Raw genomic sequence first — 18,845 nt, 5'->3', positions numbered from 1 at the left:
GGCCCACCATGACCCTGCGCGCCGCGCTGTCGATCCTTGCGCTATTGCTGCTGGCCGGCTGTGTATCGGTTGGCGCGAGTGATCCCCTGGCCAATCGGCAGGGGCGCGCGGAGGCGGGGCGGGCGTACGTGCAGTTGGGGCTTGGCTATTTGCAACAAGGTTTGACGGAAGAGGCCAAGGCCCCGCTGGGCAAGGCGCTGGCCCTGGACGCCAAGGATCCAGATGCCCATGCCGCCCTGGCTCTGGTGTTTCAGGCCGAAGGCGAACCCTCGTTGGCAGAGGAACATTTCAAGAAAGCGCTGTCGGCGCGCTCCGGCGACACGCGAATTCGCAACAATTACGGCAGTTTCCTATATGCTCAGCAGCGTTTCGCCGAAGCCGAGCAGATGTTTCGCCAGGCCAGCGCCGATACCCTGTATCCTGAACGTTCGCGGGTGTACGAGAACCTTGGCCTGACGGCCTTGCAGCTCGACGACCGTGACCAGGCCCAGGCGTATCTGACCAAGGCCTTGCAGCTCAACCAGCGGCAACCCAGGGCGTTGCTTGAAATGGCTGAGTTGTCCTACGAAAACAGGCATTATGTGCCGGCCCGCGATTACTACGATCGTTTCAGCCAGCTGAGCGATCACAGTGCCCGCAGCCTCCTGCTGGGCAGCCGTCTTGCCCGGGTGTTCGACGAGCAGGGCACACTGGCCGAACTGGGCCAGCAATTACAACGACTTTATCCCGGTACGCCGGAATATCAGCAATACCTGTCGGAGCAACGATGAAAGCCGCGCATCCCGAAGTAGCAGCAGCGACTGGCCAGAACCCCGGTGAGCTGTTGCGCCAGGCCCGCGAGAAACGGGAGTGGTCGCAAGCCGAGGTGGCCCGCAAGCTCAACCTCACCGTAAATTCGCTGAACCACGTGGAAACCGGTGCTTTCGACAAGCTGCCAGGGCATACCTTCGCCCGTGGCTACATACGTGCCTACGCCAAACTCATGGACCTGGACCAAGCGCCGCTGGTCGAGGCCTTCGACCAGTACACCGGTACCCATGCCAAGGGCAGCGAAGTGCATTCGCTGGGCCGCATCGAGGAGCCGGTGCGCCTGTCGCACAATATTCTGCGCGGAGTCAGCCTGTTGCTGCTGCTCGCGGTGGTCGGTGGCAGCTTCATCTGGTGGCAGGACCAGGGCAGCCTGCCTGGCAAGGACCTGGCCAAGATCGCGTTGGAGCACGTCGAAGTCGAAAGCGCCGACGGCACTACCCAGATTCACCCGCTGGACGAGCCTGAAGACCAGGCCGTAAGCGTGGGCCAGCAGGGCGAGAGCGCACCGCTGCCGCTGGAGCAGGCTCCTGCCGAGCCGGTTGCCGAAGCCACCAGCGAAGCCGCGCCAGCCGCTGCAGCGCCCGCTCCGGTGCCGCAGGCCCCAGCACAAACCGCAGCATCGACTGCGACCCCCGTTGCACCTCCCGCCCCTGCAGCCCAGGCCGCCCCAGTACCCGCAGCCAGCGTGCCGGCCGTTGCCGCCGCCGCCGAGCCTGCCGCTGTACCGGCCGGCAGCGCCAAGGTCGCGATCCAGTTCACTGCCGATTGCTGGACTCAGGTCACCGATGGCAACGGCAAGGTGCTGTTCAGCGCCATCAAGCGCAAGGGCGACAACCTGGAACTGACCGGCAAGCCGCCGTTCGCGGTCCGCCTGGGCTTTGCCCGAGGCGCCCAGGTCAGTTACAACGGCCAGGCCGTCGATGTTGCCCCGTTCACCAGTGGCGAGACCGCTCGCCTGAAGTTGGGACAGTAAGTCATGCACGGCGAATCCCCGATCAAACGTCGCGAATCCCGCAAAATCTGGGTCGGCAATGTGCCGGTGGGTGGTGATGCCCCCATCGCGGTGCAGAGCATGACCAACACCGACACCAACGATGTCGCCGCCACCGTGGGGCAGATTCAGCGCCTGGTCGATGCCGGTGTCGACATCGTCCGCGTTTCGGTGCCGGACATGGACGCCGCGGAGGCGTTCGGCAAGATCAAGAAGCTGGTCAGCGTGCCGCTGGTCGCCGATATCCACTTCGACTACAAGATCGCTCTGCGCGTGGCCGAACTGGGCGTCGACTGCCTGCGCATCAACCCGGGCAACATTGGACGTGAAGACCGTGTGAAGGCCGTGGTCGATGCTGCTCGCGATCGCGGCATCCCGATCCGCATCGGCGTCAATGCCGGCTCCCTGGAAAAGGACCTGCAGAAAAAATACGGCGAGCCAACGCCAGCCGCGCTGGTCGAGTCCGCCCTGCGCCACGTCGAGCACCTCGACCGTCTGAATTTCCAGGACTTCAAGGTCAGCGTTAAGGCCTCCGACGTGTTCATGGCCGTCGAAGCCTACCGCCTGCTGGCCAAGCAGATCATCCAGCCGCTGCACCTGGGGATCACCGAAGCCGGTGGCCTGCGCTCGGGCACGGTGAAATCCGCCGTCGGCCTCGGTATGCTGCTGGCCGAAGGCATCGGCGATACCATTCGTATTTCCCTGGCGGCCGATCCGGTCGAGGAAGTGAAGGTCGGCTACGACATCCTCAAGTCCTTGCACCTGCGTTCGCGTGGCATCAACTTCATCGCCTGCCCGAGCTGCTCGCGGCAGAACTTCGACGTGGTCAAGACCATGAACGAGCTGGAAGGGCGCCTGGAAGACCTGCTGGTACCGCTGGACGTGGCGGTGATCGGTTGCGTGGTCAACGGCCCTGGCGAAGCCAAGGAAGCCCACGTCGGGCTGACCGGGGGCACGCCGAACCTGATCTACATCGACGGCAAGCCGGCGCAGAAGCTGACCAATGACAACCTGGTCGATGAGCTGGAAAAGCTCATCCGCCAGAAAGCGGCCGAAAAGGTCGAGGCCGAAGCGGCGCTGATCGCCCGCGGCTGACACACAGATTCGTAAGGACTTTTCGTGAGCAAATCGCTGCAAGCCATCCGTGGCATGAACGACATCCTGCCAGAGCAGTCGCCGCTGTGGCGCTACTTCGAAGGCACCGTGGCCGGTCTGCTGGATACCTACGGGTACAGCCAGATCCGCACGCCGATCGTCGAGTTCACCGAGCTGTTCAAGCGCTCCATCGGTGAAGTCACCGACATCGTCGAAAAAGAGATGTACACCTTCGAGGACCGCAACGGCGACTCGTTGACCCTGCGCCCCGAAGGCACTGCCGCCTGCGTGCGCGCGGTGCTCGAGCACGGCATCACCGGCAACGGCCAGGTGCAGAAGCTGTGGTACATCGGCCAGATGTTCCGCCACGAGCGCCCGCAGAAAGGCCGTTACCGCCAGTTCCACCAGATCGGCGTGGAAGTGTTCAACCTGGACGGTCCGGACATCGACGCCGAACTGATCATGCTGACCTGGCGCCTGTGGGGCCTGCTCGGCATCCAGGACGCGGTCAAGCTCGAATTGAACAGCCTGGGCACCAGCGAAGCCCGTGCCCGCTACCGTGACGCGCTGGTCGAGTTCCTCTCGGCGCGCCTGGAGCAGCTCGACGAAGACAGCCAGCGCCGCCTCAAGAGCAACCCGCTGCGCATCCTCGACAGCAAGGACCAGGGCACCCAGGCGGTGCTGGTCGGCGCGCCGAAGTTGGAAGATTACCTCGACGAAGATTCCCGCGTGCACTTCGAGGGCCTCAAGGCCCGCCTGGACGCCGCCGGTATTCCGTTCGTGATCAACACCAAGCTGGTGCGTGGCCTGGACTACTACAGCAAGACCGTGTTCGAGTGGGTCACAGACAAGCTCGGCGCCCAGGGCACCGTCTGTGCCGGTGGCCGTTACGACGGCCTGGTCGAGCAGATGGGCGGCAAGCCGACCACTGGCGTCGGCTTCGCCATGGGTATCGAGCGCCTGATCCTGCTGCTGGAAACCCTCGGCCAGGTGCCGGAGTCCATCAACCGTCAGATCGACGTCTACCTGTGCGCCTTCGGCGAGCAGGCCGAGCTGGCGGGCCTGCGCCTGTCCGAAGCCTTGCGTGATCGCTTGCCGGGCCTGCGCCTGGCGGTCAACGCCGGTGGCGGCAGCTTCAAGAGCCAGTTCAAGAAAGCCGACAAGAGCGGCGCGCTGTTTGCCCTGATCCTGGGCGACGACGAGCTGGCCAAGCAAGAGATCGGCCTCAAGCCCCTGCGTGGTCAGGGCGAACAACAGAACATTGCCTGGGATGCTCTGGCTGAGCACCTGGAAACCGCGATCGCTCAGGCGTAACGCGGTTCAATAACGAATAGGCGAAAAGGAGTATTGGGGTGTCGAGTACCGATGATGATGACCTGGCAGGGGTCAAGGACTGGTGGAACCGCAACGGCAAGCCGCTGCTGACTGGCGCGCTGTTGGCCGGTGTGGTGGTGCTGGGCTGGAATACCTGGCACAAGTACCAGAGCAACCAGTCGCAAGGCGCCTCGCAGCTGTATCAGGCACTGCTTGAAACCAGCCTGACGCCAAGCGGCCAGCCAGACGCGACCAAGGTTGCGGAACTGTCCGGCAAGCTCAAGAGCGAATTCGGCGGTACCGCCTACGCCCAGTACGGCAGCCTGTTCGTGGCCAAGGTCGCGGTCGAGAGCGGCAAGCTCGACGATGCTGCTGCCGAGCTCAAGGCGGTGCTGGACAAGCCGGCTGACGTCACCCTGGGTGAGATCTCGCGCCAGCGCCTGGCCCGCGTGCTCGCGGCCCAGAACAAGGCCGAGGATGCGCTCAAGCTGCTCGACGGCGACGCCGACAAGGCCTTCCTCGCCAGCCGTGAAGAATTGAAGGGTGACCTGCTGGTGCAGCTGGGCCGCGCCGACGATGCCCACAGTGCTTATGAAAAAGCCAAGGCCGCGCTTTCTGATGAAGCGGCGGTCGGTGGCCTGCAACTGAAGCTGGATGACCTGGCCAAAGGGGACGCGTGACGTGATCGGTTGGAAACAAGCAGCAGTGCTGACCCTGGCCGTACTGGCCGCAGGTTGCAGCAGCAACAGCAAGAAGGAACTGCCTCCGGCCGAGCTGACCAAGTTCACCGAAGAAGTGGTACTGAAAAAGCAGTGGAGCCGTTCGATCGGTGACGGCCAGGGCGAGACCTACAACACCCTGGTACCGGCCATCGAAAACGACCGCATCTACGCCTCCGACGTCAACGGCGAAGTCTTCGCCCTCGACCGCATCACCGGCGACGTGGTGTGGAAGAAGGACCTGGAACTGCCGGTTTCCGGCGCCGTCGGCGTAGGCTACGGCCTGGTCATGCTCGGCACCCTCAAGGGTGAAGTGATTGCCCTGGATTCCAGCACCGGTGAGGAACGCTGGCGTTCGCGCGTTACCAGCGAAGTCCTGGCGCCGCCTGCCAACAACGGTGACGTTGTGGTGGTACAGACCCAGGACGACCGCCTGATCGGCCTCGATGCCGCGACTGGCGACCGCCGCTGGATCTACGAGAACACCCCGGCCGTACTGACCCTGCGTGGCACCGGTGCGCCGATCGCCACCAACCGCCTGGCCGTCGCCGGCCTGTCCACCGGCAAGGTGGTGGCGGTGGATATCAACAACGGCGTGCCGGTGTGGGAGAGCCGTGTGGCCATCCCGCAAGGCCGTTCCGAGTTGGACCGCGTGGTCGATATCGACGGCGGCCTGCTGCTGTCTGGTGGTACCCTGTACGTCAGCACCTACCAGGGCCGCGTTGCGGGTCTGGATCTGGAAAGCGGCCGTGTGGTCTGGCAGCGTGATGCGTCCAGCTACGTGGGTGTCGCCCAGGGTTACGGCAACGTCTATGTCAGCGAAGCCTCCGGTACCGTCGAGAGCGTCGACGAGCGCTCTTCCAGCGCCCTGTGGACCAACGACTCGATGGCACGCCGTCAGTTGTCGGCTCCTGAGGTGTTCTCCAGCTACGTGGCTGTCGGTGACTTCGAAGGTTACCTGCACCTGCTCAGCCAGGTCGACGGCCGTTTCGTCGGCCGTGAACGTATCGACAGCGATGGCCTGCGCGCCCGCCCACTTGTGGTCGGCGACACCATCTACGTCTTTGGCAACAGCGGCAAGCTCGAGGCACTGACCATCCGCTGAAGCTATGCTTGAAGCCTTGGCGGGCTTCAAGCTGCGGCGTAGGACACGCCGCCCGAACTCCGGCCGCTGCACTGCAGCGGCCTTTGCATTTTCAAGAATTCAAGAATGGAGAGCCGCATGGTTCCCGTAATCGCCCTGGTGGGACGGCCGAACGTAGGCAAATCCACCATGTTCAACCGCCTGACCAAAACCCGCGATGCCATCGTCGGTGACCTGTCGGGCCTGACCCGTGACCGCCAGTATGGTGATGCCAGCTGGCAGGGTCGTTCGTACATCCTGATCGACACCGGTGGTATCACCGGTGACGAAGTGGGCATGGACGAGAAGATGGCCGAGCAGTCGCTGATGGCCATCGAAGAAGCCGACTATGTGCTGTTCCTGGTCGATGCCCGCGCTGGCATGACCGCCGCCGATCAGATGATTGCCGAGCACCTGCGCAAGCGCAACAAGTCGGCGATCCTGGTCGCCAACAAGATCGACAACATCGACGCCGATGTCGCCCGCGCCGAGTTCTCGCCGCTGGGCATGGGCAACGCCATCCCGGTGGCCGGTTCCCAGGGCCGTGGCATCAACCAGTTGATGGAGTCGGTGCTGGGTCATATTCCTCGTGATGCCGAGGAAGAAGCCCTGGACCAGGAAGTCGCCGAAGGCGAGGAAGCGGTACGCATCCCTGGCCCGAGCGAAAAGGATGGCATCAAGATCGCCATCATCGGCCGCCCGAACGTGGGCAAGTCGACCCTGGTCAACCGCATGCTCGGCGAAGAGCGCGTGGTGGTCTACGACCAGCCGGGTACCACCCGCGACAGTATCTACATCCCGTTCGAGCGCGATGACGAGAAGTACACCTTCATCGACACCGCCGGGGTGCGCAAGCGCGGCAAGATCCACGAGGAAGTCGAAAAGTTCTCGGTGGTGAAGACCCTGCAGGCGATCAAGGACGCCAACGTGGTGATCTTCGTCATGGACGCCCGCGAAGGTGTGGTCGACCACGACCTCAACCTGCTGGGCTTCGCCCTCGAAGCGGGCCGCGCCATCGTCATCGCCCTGAACAAGTGGGATGGCATGGAGCCGGGTGAGCGCGACTACGTGAAGACCGAGTTGGAGCGTCGGCTGTTCTTCGTCGATTTCGCTGACATCCACTTCATTTCGGCATTGCACGGCACCGGCGTGGGCAACCTGTACAAGTCGGTACAGGCCGCCTTCAAGTCGGCGGTCACCCGCTGGCCAACCAGCCGCCTGACGCAGATCCTCGAAGATGCGGTCAGCGAGCACCAGCCGCCGCTGGTCAACGGCCGCCGCATCAAGCTGCGCTATGCCCACCTGGGTGGCGCCAACCCGCCGCTGATCGTGATTCACGGTAACCAGACCGAGAAGATTCCGAAGTCCTACTCGCGTTACCTGGAGAACACCTACCGCCGTGTGCTCAAGCTGGTCGGTACGCCGATTCGCATCGAGTACAAGGGCGGTGAGAACCCGTACGAGGGCAAGAAAAACACCCTCACCGACCGCCAGGTCAACAAGAAGCGCCGCTTGATGTCGCACCACAAGAAGGCCGAGAAGAAGCGCCGCGACAAGCGCTGATCGCGTCGTATTCTTCGCGGGCAAGCCCGCTCCCACAGGTCCTCCACAGATTTCGATACCTGTGCAGTGCCTGTGGGAGCGGGCTTGCCCGCGAAGAGGCCCTCTGATGTTTCAACCTTTTTCCTGACTGCTCGATCCGCTATGCTCGGACTCCACCCCGTGCCGGATAAACCCCAGGAAAGAGGGCTCCATGATCCGCAGCAAACTGCCGAACGTCGGCACGACCATTTTCACCACCATGTCCCAGCTCGCCGTGCAAACCGGTGCGCTCAACCTTTCCCAGGGTTTCCCCGACTTCAACGGCCCGCAGGCGCTGCTCGATGCGGTCGGCCGCCATGTGTCCGCCGGGCATAACCAGTACGCACCCATGACCGGCTTGCCGGCGCTGCGCCAGCAGGTCGCGGCCAAGGTCGAGCGCTTGTACAGGGCCAAGGTGGATGCCGATCAGGAAGTGACCATCACCCCCGGCGCCACCGAGGCGATCTTCTGTGCCATCCAGGCAGTGATCCACCCTGGTGACGAAGTGATCGTCTTCGACCCGTGCTACGACAGCTACGAGCCCTCCGTGGAACTGGCCGGAGGCCGCTGCGTGCATGTGCAACTGAGCGACGGCGATTTTCGTATCGACTGGCAGCGGTTCAGCGATGCCTTGAGTCCTCGTACGCGCATGGTCATCCTCAACTCGCCGCACAACCCCAGCGGCGCGCTGATCACCGCTGAAGACCTGGACCAACTGGCGCGGCTGATCGCGGATAAAGATATCTACCTGGTCAGCGACGAGGTCTACGAGCATCTGGTATACGACGGCGTACGCCACGCCAGCGTGCTCGCACATCCAGAACTCTACGCAAAGGCCTTCGTGGTCAGTTCGTTCGGCAAGACCTACCATGTCACCGGTTGGAAGACCGGCTATGTCATTGCCCCTCCAGCCCTGAGCGCCGAGTTGCGCAAGGTGCATCAATACGTCAACTTCTGCGGCGTCACGCCGCTGCAGTGCGCGCTCGCCGACTTCATGGCCGAACACCCGCAGCACCTCGACGAGCTGCCTGGCTTCTACCAGGCCAAGCGCGACCTGTTCTGCGACCTGCTGCAAAGCTCGCGCTTCAGTTTCCAGCGCACGGCCGGCACCTACTTCCAACTGGTGGATTATTCGCAGATTCGCCCGGACCTGAACGACGTCGACATGGCCTTGTGGCTGACCCGCGAGCACGGCGTGGCGACCATCCCGGTGTCGGTGTTCTACCAGCAACCCATCCCCGAGCAACGCCTGGTGCGCCTGTGCTTTGCCAAACGTGAGGAGACGCTGCGTCTGGCAGCGGAAAAACTATGCGCGATCTGAGTGCACTGCCCAACCTGAAAATCGCCTTGGTGCAGACCACCCTGGCCTGGCACGACCGCGAGGCCAACTACGCGCACTTTGAAGTGCTGCTCGACCAGGCCGGTGATGCTGACCTGGTGATCTTGCCCGAGATGTTCACCACTGGTTTTTCGATGGAGTCGGAGCGCCTGGCCGAGCCTGAGAACGGCCCGACCTACAAATGGCTCAAGGCCCAGGCCAAGCGCATCAACGCAGTGATCACCGGCAGCGTGATCATCCAGGCCGCCGATGGCAGCCATCGCAACCGCCTGCTGTGGGCGCGCCCGGACGGTGAGATCCTGCACTACGACAAGCGCCACCTGTTCCGCATGGCCGGCGAGCATAAGCACTACACCCCCGGCGAGCGCCAGGTGCAGTTCGAAATCAAGGGTTGGCGGGTGCGCCCGCTGATCTGCTACGACCTGCGCTTCCCGGTGTGGAGCCGCGATGCCCAGGACACCGATCTGCTGCTCTACACCGCCAACTGGCCAGCGGCGCGGCGCCAGCACTGGAACCGCTTGTTGCCAGCGAGGGGTATCGAGAACCTGTGCTTCGTAGCGGCGGTGAACCGGGTAGGTACCGATGGCAAGGGCTTCGCTTATTCAGGCGACAGCCAGGTGCTGGACTTCCAGGGCGAGAGCGTGCTCAGCGCCGGGGAGGCGGATGGGGTGTTCACGGTGGTGCTCAGGGCGAAAGAGCTGGCGGATTACCGGGCCCGGTTCCCGGCCAACATGGATGCCGATAGCTTCGAGCTGCATTGAATCAGTACCGGCCCCTTCGCGGGGCAAGCCCGCTCCCACAGGGTGTGTGGAGATCCTCTGTGGGAGCGGGCTTGCCCCGCGAAGGGGCCGGGACTGATTAGTAAACATCCCGCCGATATCGCCCATCTTCAATCAGTTGCTCGACCACTGCTTCACCCAGCATGCCTTTGAGCGCCGCATCAACGCCGGCAGCCATGCCTTGCAGGCTGCCGCAGACATACACACAAGCCCCCTCGGCCACCCAGCGCTTGAACTCATCGGCCTGCTGCAGCAACACATCCTGCACATAAACCTTCTCGGCCTGATCACGTGAAAACGCCAGGTCCATCCGCGCCAGATCGCCGTTGTCCAGCCACCTTTGCAGCTCATCACCGCAAAGCAAGTCATGCGCCCGGTTACGCTCACCGAACAGCAGCCAGTTGCGCTGTTCGCCAGCATTGATCCGCGCCCGCAGCAGGCTGCGTAGGCCCGCGATGCCAGTCCCGTTGCCGATCAGAATCATCGGCGCGGCGCTTTCCGGCAGATGGAAGCCACTGTTACGCCGCAGGCGCAGGCTCAACGTGCCACCCACCGGCAGGAACTCAGTCAGCCAACCAGAGCCCAGGCCAAGGTTGCCATCGGCATGGCGCTCCTGGCGTACGATCAGCTCCAGCACGCCGTCGCTGGCAATCGAGGCGATGGAGTATTCGCGGCTGCCGATCGGCATCAGTGCATCGACCAGCGCCTGTGGCTGCAAACCGATCAAGTGGTCGCGGCGCGTGGGTAGCTGGCGGCCTGCCAGAGCCTGGCCTAGGGTTTCGCTCAGGCCATCGAGCTGCACCTTCGCGTTGGCATCCAGTCCCATGCCGCTTAGAAATGCGTCCACACGCGGTTGGCCATTGAGCGGGAGTATCTCTACCAGATCGCCAGCTTCCCAGCTGGCGGGTTGCTCCGGACGAAGGCCGAGCAGGTAGACCGGTTGGCCCTGACTGTCCGGGTTGAGCAACGTACGGCCGACCAGGCTCCAGTTGCCGAAACTCGGCGGTTGCCAGGCCGCGACAGGCTGGGCGCCGGTCAGCTGCGCAAGTTCCTGCTGCCATTGCTGCAAAGCGGCCTGGTCGGCGTTATCCACTTCCACCGGGCTGAACGCGCTGCTGGCACCGCGCTCGCCGAGCCATGCCTGCAGGCGTCGGGCAAAGCCGCAGAAGTGCGGGTACTGGCGGTCACCGAGGGCCAGTACGGCGTAGCTCAAACCGTTCAAGGCCCAGGGCTGGCCCAGTACCTTGCGTTCGAAAGCACGGGCGCTGTCCGGTGCTTCGCCGTCGCCGAAGGTGCTGACCACGAACAATGCGCGGCGAGCCTGGCGCAGGTCGTCTTCGCCCAGCTCGCCCAGAGCACGTACCTGCACCGGCAGGCCGGCGGCCTGCAGTTGGCCGGCGCTCTGCCAGGCCAGTTGCTCGGCGAAGCCGCTTTGGCTGGCGAAGCCGATCAGCCAGTTGTCGCCGCTGGCATTGGCGCTGGAAACGCTGCCACGGGCGGCGCGGACCTGGCGTTTTTTGCGGCGGCGGTCGAGGTACAGCAGCCATCCTGTGACGAAGAACAGCGGCATGGTCAGGCTGGCGATGGTGACGATGATGCGCCCCGGCAGGCCGAAGTACTCACCCACGTGCAGGGCGTAGACGCTCTGCAGCAGTTGAGCCTTGAAGGACTTGTCGGTATAGCGATCGTGGCTTTTTACCTGGCCGGTGGCCGGGTCCAGCACCAGGGTGTTGAAGGCGCGCGGGTGCGCCGCATCGTCGAGCAGATAGAACAGGTTGGCCGACTGGCCGCCCGCAGGTGGCAGGCGCAGGTTGTACATGGCCAGGCCCGGGCCTGCGGCGTCCTTGAGGTTGGCCCAGATGGCGTCGTAGTCGACCACCAGCGGCGGGGCATTCTTGTCGACTTTCTGCGGCCCGTGGCGGCCACGGCCTTCGCCACGTTTTTGCTGCTGGCCAGCGGCGGGCGCGTCGGCCAGCAGTTTGTTCAGGCCTTCACGGTACCACTCGTAGGACCAGAACAGCCCGGTCAGCGCGAACAAGAGGTAGAACAGCAGGCACCAGGTACCGGCCACCGCATGCAGGTCCCAATTGAAGGCGCGGCCTTTCTTGGCCCAATCGAAGGTCAGCCAGGTGCGCCAGTTCAGTGCCTTGCGCGGCCAGCGCAGGTACAGGCCGGAAAGGCAGAAGAACACCAGCATCAGGGTGCAGGCGCCGGTGATCTGGCGGCCGGTGTCGCCCATCGCCAGGAAGCGGTGCAGGGTGAGCATCAATTGGAAGAAGCCTTGCCCGGCGACTTCACCCTTGAGCTCGCCGGTATAGGGGTCGGCGTAACGCAGTTCGCCACGGCGCTCGCCCGGCGCTGGGGTGAAGAAGACCCGCGCGGCATTGCCTTCGCGCACATCGACCCACAGCATCGACACCTTGTCGCCTTGCTCGGCCTCGACCTTGCGCACCAGTTCGGCCGGCGGCAGCACGCCTTCAGCGCGTACTTCAACCTTGAGCACATCGGCGTTGAACGCGCGCAGCAGTTCTTCCTGGAACGAGTACAGCGCCCCGGTGATGCCCATCAAGGCCAGCACCAGGCCAGCGGTGATGCCAAAGAACCAGTGCAATTGAAACAGCGTCTTCTTCACCACATCGATCACCTTGTCTAGCTGTCGCAGCCTGGGCGGCGTGCATTATGCCTTGATACGCAAAAGCCCCGCTCACTGGAATGAACGGGGCAACCCGTCTGCAACCTGTGCTGGCCTCATCGCGGCTGAAGCCGCTCCTACAGACCGTGGGAGCGGCTTCAGCCGCGATGAGGCCAGCAGATCAACCCAGTCCCCTTATCAGAAGTGGACGCTGGTAGTCAGCAGGGCGGTCCTACCCGCCGCCTGGTTGGCGAAGTGGGTGGAGAACGCTTTGTCGTAGTAGACCTCATTGGTAAGGTTCTGCACGTTCAACTGCAAGTCGACGTTTCTGGTCAGCTTGTAGGCAGCCATGGCGTCGTAGCGGACGTAGCTGTCGACCATGGTGGTGTTGGCCACGCTGCCGTAGACGTCATCCACGTAGAACGCGCCGCCACCGATGGTCAGCTTCGGCGTGATCGCATAAGTGGTCCACAGGCTTGCGCTGTTGTTCGGCGTGTTCGGCAGCTGATTGCCGTCGTTGGCCTTGCCCAGCGGGCCGCCGTCGATCTGGCGTGCCTGCATGTAGGTGTAGCCGGCGAACACCTGCCACTTGTCGGTGAGCTTGCCGCTGGCCGACAGTTCGATGCCCTGCACGCGGGTTTCGCCGACGTTTTCGTAGGTGGTGGTGTCCACCTGTACGCGGGCGTTTTCTTTCTCGGTGCGGAACAGCGCGGCGGCCAGGGACAGGCGCTGGTCGAGCAGGTCCCACTTGGTGCCGATTTCGTAGTTGGTGGTTTCTTCCGGCTCCATGTCGCTGCTCAGCAGGTTGCCGGCACGGTCGGTCGAGCCGCCCAGCGGGTTGCCTTCCATGCCTTCGCCGAGCATCGCGCCAGGTGGTGTGGCCGAGGTGGCGTAGGACACATAGATGCTGCCGTTCTCAGCCGGCTTCCATACCAGGCCCAACTGACCAGTGACGAATTCGCTGACGTCCTTGCCCTTGGCAGTGGTGGTACCCGCTGCGTTGTAGGTCTTGTAGTCCGTGTCGAAGTGGTCGTAGCGCAGGCCCATGTTGAGCAGCCAGTCCGGCGTCAGCTCCAGGGTGTCGAACACGTAGAGGGCGCGGGTCTTGCTGTTGGTGGTGGTGCCGGCGTAGTTGCGGGCGATGCTGCCGTTCCACGGATCGTCCGGGTTCGGGTTGCTCAGCGAGGTGCAGTTGTAGCCGCTGCTGGCGCCGATCATGCTCGGGGTGCAGTTGGTGTTCGCGGCGCCGCCAGGCACGGTATCGGTGTTGACGGTGTAGGACGAACGCTCGCTCTCTTCACGGCTCAGCTCGATACCGGTGGAGAAGCTGTTCTTCATGCCACCCACATAGAACTCACCAAACAGGTCGGTCTGGTTGGTAGTGGTGGCGGTGTTGCCAACGCGGGTGTTGGCGCGGCGCCATACGCTGCCGTTGTTGACGTTGCCCTTGCTGTCGTCAGGCTGGGTGAGGATGTAGTCCTGCATGCTGTTGCCATGACGCAGGGTGTTCTTGATGGTCAGCGAGTCGGTCAGATCGTGCTCGATGGCGAAGGTGGCGATGTCGACGCGGCTCTTGCGGAAGTCGCGGCCGGTCAAGCCATAGAAGTTGTCGCTGTCGCCGCCGTCGTTGGGCTTGCTCGGGTGCGCCGAGGTGCGCGCGCCGCTGCCACCGGTCGGGATGGTGTACGGGATGCCCGAGTCCGGCAGGTCGTCACTTTCAAGGTGGTAATAGTCGAGGTTGACGCGGGTCGGTGTGCCCAGGCCGAAGGCCAGGGACGGGGCGATACCCCAACGGTCGTAATTGACCTTGTCACGGCCGGCGACATTGCTTTCGTGGGTCATCAGGTTCAGGCGGCCGGCGACGCTGTCGCTGAACTGGTAGTTGCCATCGAAGGTGTAGCGCTGGGTCTGGTCGCTGCCCCAGGTCCAGGCTCCGTCCAGCGAGTTGCCCAGGTGGGCGCGCTTGCTCACCAGGTTGATGGTGCCGCCCGCGGCGCCGCGGCCACCGATGGCCGAGTTCGGGCCCTTGGCGACTTCGACCGACTCGATGGCGAAGATTTCGCGAGTCTGCGCGCCGGTGTCGCGCACGCCGTCCAGGTAGGTGTCACCTTGGGCGTCGAAGCCACGGATGAACGGGCGGTCGCCTTGCGGGTTGCCGCCTTCGCCAGCGCCGAAGGTGATGCCCGGCACGGTGCGCAGGGCGTCCTGCAGGCTCAGGGCGTTGGTGTCCTTGATCACCTGTTGCGGGATCACGGTGACCGAGCGCGGGGTGTCCACCAACGGTGCGGTGTACTTCTGCGAGGAGGCCTTTTCGACCTTGTAATCGGTGCTGGCCTGTTCAGCCTTGCCATTGACACTGGTGGCGTCGAGGGTGACGGCATTGTTGGCGGCTGGATCGGCGGCATAAGCGCTCGAAGCGCTGAGAGCGACGCCGATGGCGGTGACGATCAGGCGTGGTGAACTCACTGCAGATGGTACGTGACGCATGTCTGTTGGCCTTCCCCAAGGTGTGAAGGCGGCGGAGCATAATGTAAGCGATTGTAACTAACAATTGAGACTCGTTACCATTCGCGAAGAATTTACAATCTTTACAAATTCTCTTTACGGTTACGGCAGGCTGAAACGTCTAAGGCGCCGAAAGGGCTTGTGCCGTGCAAAAGGGAATCAATATCATTGACGCCTTTACATTTCTTGACGGTGCCGCCGCCATGCTGCTTCACATTCCCGGCTTGTTCGACGCCGACGAGCTCGCCCGCATTCGCGAAGCTCTGGAGCAGGCCGACTGGGCCGACGGTAAGGTCACGGCCGGTTACCAGTCGGCCAAGGCCAAGCACAACCTGCAACTCCCGGAAGGTCATGCGCTGGCCAAGGAGATCGGCGCTGCGCTGATCGATCGCTTGTGGAAAACCCCGCGTTTCATGTCGGCGGCGCTGCCGCACAAGGTGTTCCCGCCGCTGATCAACTGCTACCGCGAAGGCGGAAACTTCGGCTTCCACATCGACAATGCCTTGCGCCAGCCCCAAGGCAGCCCGGAGCGGGTGCGCACCGATCTTTCCTCGACCCTGTTCCTCAGCGACCCCGACAGCTACGACGGCGGCGAGCTGGTGATCCAGGACACTTACGGCGTGCAGCAGATCAAACTGGCCGCAGGCGATCTGGTGCTGTACCCCGGTACCAGCTTGCACAAGGTCAACCCGGTGACCCGGGGTGTGCGCTATGCGGCGTTCTTCTGGACCCAGAGCCTGGTGCGCGAAGACAGCCAGCGGGCGTTGCTGTTCGAGATGGACAACGCCATCCAGCAACTCACCGCCGATGTGCCCGAGCACCCCTCGTTGCTGCAACTGACCGGCACCTACCACAACCTCTTGCGCCGTTGGGCTGAGGTCTGATCCGTGTCCTATCAATTGCGTCGTGAGGAAGTCGTGGATGTTGCAGGCCTGCAGGCCATGCTTGAGGACAGCCCCGGCAAGGCGGCCCAGGCGATTCTGGCGGCAGCCGGGCAGGGTGTGATCGAGGCGCAGTTGTTGCTCGGGCAGATCTTGCTGGACGGGCGTGGCATCGAACAGGACGCCTGCGTTGCGCGGAGCTGGTTCGGTATCGCCGCCCAAGGCGGTAGCGCCATGGCCCACAACATGCTCGGACGTTGCCTGGAACATGGCTGGGGTGGCGAGGTGAGCCTGAGCCAGGCCGCCATCCACTATGCGCGGGCAGCGGACGCTGGCCTCGACTGGGGCCTTTACAATCTGGGCAATCTGCTGGCTACCGGGCGTGGGGTGCCGGCCAATCAGGCCCAGGCATTGACGTGCTACGAGAAGGCCGCGCAGATGGGCCATGCAAAATCGATGAACCTGTACGGGCGTTACCTGGAGCAGGGCTTAGCTGGCGCGCCGAGCCCGGTACGGGCGGTGCGCTGGTATCGGCGTTCAGCCGAAGCAGGGGATTTTCGCGGGATGTTCAGCCTGGCGCTGGTGCTGGTCGAGCGGGGCGAGCTGGCTGAGGCCGGGCGCTGGCTGGAGCAGGCACGGGTCGAAGGGAATATGAATTTCCTGCGCAGTGCGTTGGTGACGTTGCAGGGGGCGGGGCCGGTGTTGATGGCGTTTGCTGAGCGGTATGCCGAAGAGATCGGAAGGCGGGAGATTTGAGGTTGCCTGTACTGGCCTCTTCGCGGGCGAGCCCGCTCCCACAGGTTCCCCACGGTTATCAAATTCAGTGAGGTACCTGTGGGAGCGGGCTTGCCCGCGAAGAGGCCAGAGCTGACAGCACACCTATGAAAACGGGGCCTTTCGGCCCCGTTGTGCATTACAGGTAGTAAGCCTTCAACGGCGGGAAACCATTGAATTCCACCGCGCTGTAGCTGGTGGTGTAGGCACCGGTCGACAGCCAGTACAGGCGGTCACCGATGGCCAGGTTCAGTGGCAGGCCGTACTTGTAGTTTTCGTACATGATGTCGGCGCTGTCGCAGGTCGGGCCGGCGATCACCACTTCTTCGGCTTCGCCTTTCTTCTCGGTCCAGATCGGGAACTTGATGGCTTCGTCCATGGTTTCGATCAGGCCGGAGAACTTGCCCACGTCGGTGTAGATCCAGCGCTCGACGGCGGTGCGCGACTTGCGGGCGACCAGCACCACTTCGCTGACCAGGATACCGGCGTTGGCGATCAGCGAACGGCCAGGCTCCAGGATGATTTCCGGCAGGTTGTCACCGAAATCTTCCTTGAGGAAGCGGATGATCTCTTCGGCGTAGGTTTCCAGGCTGTTGGTACGGGTGATGTAGTTGGCCGGGAAGCCGCCGCCCATGTTGATCAGCTTCAGCTCGATGCCGTCCTCTTCCTTCAAGCGCTCGAAGATCACCTTGACCTTGGCGATGGCGGCGTCCCACACGCTGATGTCGCGCTGCTGCGAACCCACGTGGAAGGAGATACCGTATGGCACCAGGCCCAGGTCGCGGGCGAGGATCAGCAGGTCCATGGCCATGTCGGTCTGGCAGCCGAATTTGCGCGACAGCGGCCAGTCGGCCGTGGTGGAGCCTTCGGTGAGAATACGCACGTAAACCTTCGAGCCCGGCGCTGCCTTGGCGATGTTGCGCAGGTCGGCTTCGGAGTCGGTGGCATACAGGCGCACGCCCTTCTCATAGAAGTAGCGGATGTCCTTGGACTTCTTGATGGTGTTGCCGTAGCTGATGCGGTCGGCGCTGACGCCACGGTCCATCACCTTGTCCAGTTCGTAGATCGAGGCGATGTCGAAGCTCGAACCTTTCTCTTTCAGCAGGTCGATGATCTCGACCGCCGGGTTGGCCTTGACCGCGTAGTAGACCTTGGCGAATTCGAAACCGGCGCGCAGGTCGTCGTAGGCCTGGCTGATCATCTGGGTATCGATGAGTACGAACGGGGTTTCCTGCTTGTCGGCGAACGCCTTCATTTTCTGGAAGGTGTCACGCGCGAAATAATCTTCGACCTGGATCGACATGCTCAGGGACTCCATGGGCAAACTGAAAAGATAAGTGGCTGCAAACTGAACGTCCTCCGTATCCCCACTTTGGTTCGCCTACTCAGTACTTGAGCCGGATGGATCGTTTCCAGCATGGACGTTCGGCGCGCACTTTAGGGCGTGAAGAATGCAGAATCAACAGGCAATCCGGGCGTGATCGGCGTGGATCGACGACCAGCCATTTGAATAACCGACTCGTGTGACCGGAAGATGTTCCCTGGGATGTTTGAAGCGTTAAATATTGTGGAATAGACCGCTTTGGCCCCTTGGCGAGCAAGCCCGCTCCTACAGGGATCACACCGTTCAGGTGAGATTTGGCTTGTCCGCGAAAGGGCCGCAGGTGTTCATATTTATGGCCACATTTTTCTGGTACCCACGTGCAGAAAATGACCCATAAATTTTTTGTTACCGACTGGCGGAATTGCCGATTTTGATGAGAAACATTACTATTCGCACCCTTCCTTGCCTCCCTGACGACCCCGACCGTGTCCGGACCCAAAGGCTTTCTCGACCACTACCATGAGCTGATCGGCACCTGGACGCGCAAGCTGCGCAGTCGTCAGCAGGCCGAGGACCTCACTCACGATGCGTTTGTGCGGGTGCTGGAAAACCCGCGCGAGCGGGTCGAGCAGCCACGCGCCTACCTGCACCAGACCGCGCGCAATATTGCCGTGGACGGTTTTCGCCGCGAAGACCGGCGCCAGGCACTGGAGCTGGAGGCTTTCGATGAAAACACCAGCAGCAGCGGCGACCCGGAAGCCTACGTGCACGCTCTGGAGCTGGCCGACAGCGTCGAGCGGGCGCTGGCCGAGTTGCCTCTCAACTGCAGGCGGGTATTCATCTGGCAGAAGCTTGAGGGCCTGACCCAGGCCGAGATCGCCGAGCGCATGGGTTTGACCAAGAACACGGTCGAAAAGTATATGATCCGCACGCTCCGACATCTGCGTGAGCACCTGGATGTGTCGGCACGATGAGTCA

The 18,845-nt window shown here is 63.0% G+C and carries 15 protein-coding genes; 12 read left to right on the top strand and 3 right to left on the bottom strand.

The window, feature by feature from the left end:
• The first annotated feature begins 8 nt into the window (after positions 1-8).
• The 9 genes from pilW (at position 9) to ACIPZF_RS08070 (ending at position 9,733) form a co-directional block, all read left to right on the top strand.
• Positions 9-770, top strand: a complete 762-nt coding sequence (gene pilW / locus ACIPZF_RS08110; protein WP_400797478.1) for a type IV pilus biogenesis/stability protein PilW — start codon at positions 9-11, stop codon at positions 768-770.
• Positions 767-1,783 carry a RodZ domain-containing protein gene (locus tag ACIPZF_RS08105; protein WP_400797475.1) on the top strand — a complete coding sequence of 339 codons (1,017 nt, stop codon included), beginning with the start codon at positions 767-769 and terminating at the stop codon, positions 1,781-1,783. The genes pilW and ACIPZF_RS08105 overlap by 4 nt, the downstream gene beginning before the upstream one ends.
• Positions 1,784-1,786: 3 nt before the next feature.
• Positions 1,787-2,896, top strand: coding sequence for a flavodoxin-dependent (E)-4-hydroxy-3-methylbut-2-enyl-diphosphate synthase (ispG, locus tag ACIPZF_RS08100; RefSeq protein ID WP_400797472.1), 1,110 nt, complete (start codon positions 1,787-1,789; stop codon positions 2,894-2,896).
• 24 nt (positions 2,897-2,920) lie between these two features.
• On the top strand, positions 2,921-4,210 hold the full coding sequence (gene hisS, locus ACIPZF_RS08095; RefSeq protein WP_400797469.1) for a histidine--tRNA ligase: 1,290 nt from the start codon (positions 2,921-2,923) through the stop codon (positions 4,208-4,210).
• 38 nt (positions 4,211-4,248) lie between these two features.
• The gene (locus tag ACIPZF_RS08090) at positions 4,249-4,890 is read left to right on the top strand and encodes a tetratricopeptide repeat protein (RefSeq protein ID WP_400797466.1); all 642 of its coding nucleotides are present in this window, start codon (positions 4,249-4,251) and stop codon (positions 4,888-4,890) included.
• A gap of 1 nt (position 4,891) precedes the next feature.
• Positions 4,892-6,034 (top strand): outer membrane protein assembly factor BamB, encoded by a 1,143-nt coding sequence (gene bamB / locus ACIPZF_RS08085; RefSeq protein WP_400798072.1) that lies wholly within the window; start codon positions 4,892-4,894, stop codon positions 6,032-6,034.
• Between the two features lie 117 nt (positions 6,035-6,151).
• Positions 6,152-7,615: a ribosome biogenesis GTPase Der gene (gene der / locus ACIPZF_RS08080; RefSeq protein WP_400797463.1), complete on the top strand. Its 1,464-nt coding sequence runs from the start codon at positions 6,152-6,154 to the stop codon at positions 7,613-7,615.
• A gap of 190 nt (positions 7,616-7,805) precedes the next feature.
• Positions 7,806-8,954, top strand: a complete 1,149-nt coding sequence (locus ACIPZF_RS08075; RefSeq protein WP_400797460.1) for a pyridoxal phosphate-dependent aminotransferase — start codon at positions 7,806-7,808, stop codon at positions 8,952-8,954.
• A complete protein-coding gene (locus tag ACIPZF_RS08070; RefSeq protein ID WP_400797458.1) occupies positions 8,942-9,733 on the top strand; it encodes an amidohydrolase in 792 nt (263 codons plus the stop codon). The genes ACIPZF_RS08075 and ACIPZF_RS08070 overlap by 13 nt, the downstream gene beginning before the upstream one ends.
• 97 nt (positions 9,734-9,830) lie before the next feature.
• Here ACIPZF_RS08070 and ACIPZF_RS08065 read toward each other — a convergent pair whose 3' ends face one another.
• Together ACIPZF_RS08065 and ACIPZF_RS08060 are read right to left on the bottom strand one after the other, a co-directional pair.
• On the bottom strand, positions 9,831-12,386 hold the full coding sequence (locus ACIPZF_RS08065; RefSeq protein WP_400797455.1) for a PepSY domain-containing protein: 2,556 nt from the start codon (positions 12,384-12,386) through the stop codon (positions 9,831-9,833).
• A gap of 195 nt (positions 12,387-12,581) precedes the next feature.
• Complete coding sequence (locus ACIPZF_RS08060) at positions 12,582-14,870, bottom strand: TonB-dependent receptor (RefSeq protein WP_400797452.1); 2,289 nt, start codon at positions 14,868-14,870, stop codon at positions 12,582-12,584.
• A gap of 221 nt (positions 14,871-15,091) precedes the next feature.
• On the opposite strand from ACIPZF_RS08060, the gene ACIPZF_RS08055 reads away from it, so the two are divergent.
• Positions 15,092-15,772, top strand: coding sequence for a Fe2+-dependent dioxygenase (locus ACIPZF_RS08055; protein WP_400797450.1), 681 nt, complete (start codon positions 15,092-15,094; stop codon positions 15,770-15,772).
• Positions 15,773-15,775: 3 nt separating this feature from the next.
• Positions 15,776-16,525 carry a tetratricopeptide repeat protein gene (locus tag ACIPZF_RS08050; RefSeq protein WP_400797447.1) on the top strand — a complete coding sequence of 250 codons (750 nt, stop codon included), beginning with the start codon at positions 15,776-15,778 and terminating at the stop codon, positions 16,523-16,525.
• Positions 16,526-16,682: 157 nt separating this feature from the next.
• Here ACIPZF_RS08050 and ACIPZF_RS08045 read toward each other — a convergent pair whose 3' ends face one another.
• Positions 16,683-17,846, bottom strand: coding sequence for a type III PLP-dependent enzyme (locus ACIPZF_RS08045; protein WP_400797444.1), 1,164 nt, complete (start codon positions 17,844-17,846; stop codon positions 16,683-16,685).
• 506 nt (positions 17,847-18,352) lie between these two features.
• On the opposite strand from ACIPZF_RS08045, the gene ACIPZF_RS08040 reads away from it, so the two are divergent.
• The gene (locus tag ACIPZF_RS08040; protein ID WP_400797441.1) at positions 18,353-18,841 is read left to right on the top strand and encodes an RNA polymerase sigma factor; all 489 of its coding nucleotides are present in this window, start codon (positions 18,353-18,355) and stop codon (positions 18,839-18,841) included.
• Positions 18,842-18,845 lie beyond the last annotated feature (4 nt).

This window comes from Pseudomonas sp. NPDC089752 (genome assembly GCF_044748725.1).
Taxonomy (GTDB): Bacteria; Pseudomonadota; Gammaproteobacteria; order Pseudomonadales; family Pseudomonadaceae; genus Aquipseudomonas.
This window is presented reverse-complemented; position numbering and strand designations above follow the sequence as displayed.

Excerpts from the sequence above, each read along its gene's own strand:
- ACIPZF_RS08070 (WP_400797458.1), top strand. The coding sequence starts at position 8,942 with ATGCGCGATCTGAGTGCACTGCCCAACCTGAAAATCGCCTTGGTGCAG.
- ispG (WP_400797472.1), top strand. The coding sequence starts at position 1,787 with ATGCACGGCGAATCCCCGATCAAACGTCGCGAATCCCGCAAAATCTGG.
- der (WP_400797463.1), top strand. The coding sequence starts at position 6,152 with ATGGTTCCCGTAATCGCCCTGGTGGGACGGCCGAACGTAGGCAAATCC.
- ACIPZF_RS08075 (WP_400797460.1), top strand. The coding sequence starts at position 7,806 with ATGATCCGCAGCAAACTGCCGAACGTCGGCACGACCATTTTCACCACC.
- ACIPZF_RS08060 (WP_400797452.1), bottom strand. The coding sequence starts at position 14,870 with ATGCGTCACGTACCATCTGCAGTGAGTTCACCACGCCTGATCGTCACC.
- pilW (WP_400797478.1), top strand. The coding sequence starts at position 9 with ATGACCCTGCGCGCCGCGCTGTCGATCCTTGCGCTATTGCTGCTGGCC.
- ACIPZF_RS08105 (WP_400797475.1), top strand. The coding sequence starts at position 767 with ATGAAAGCCGCGCATCCCGAAGTAGCAGCAGCGACTGGCCAGAACCCC.
- ACIPZF_RS08055 (WP_400797450.1), top strand. The coding sequence starts at position 15,092 with ATGCTGCTTCACATTCCCGGCTTGTTCGACGCCGACGAGCTCGCCCGC.
- ACIPZF_RS08045 (WP_400797444.1), bottom strand. The coding sequence starts at position 17,846 with ATGTCGATCCAGGTCGAAGATTATTTCGCGCGTGACACCTTCCAGAAA.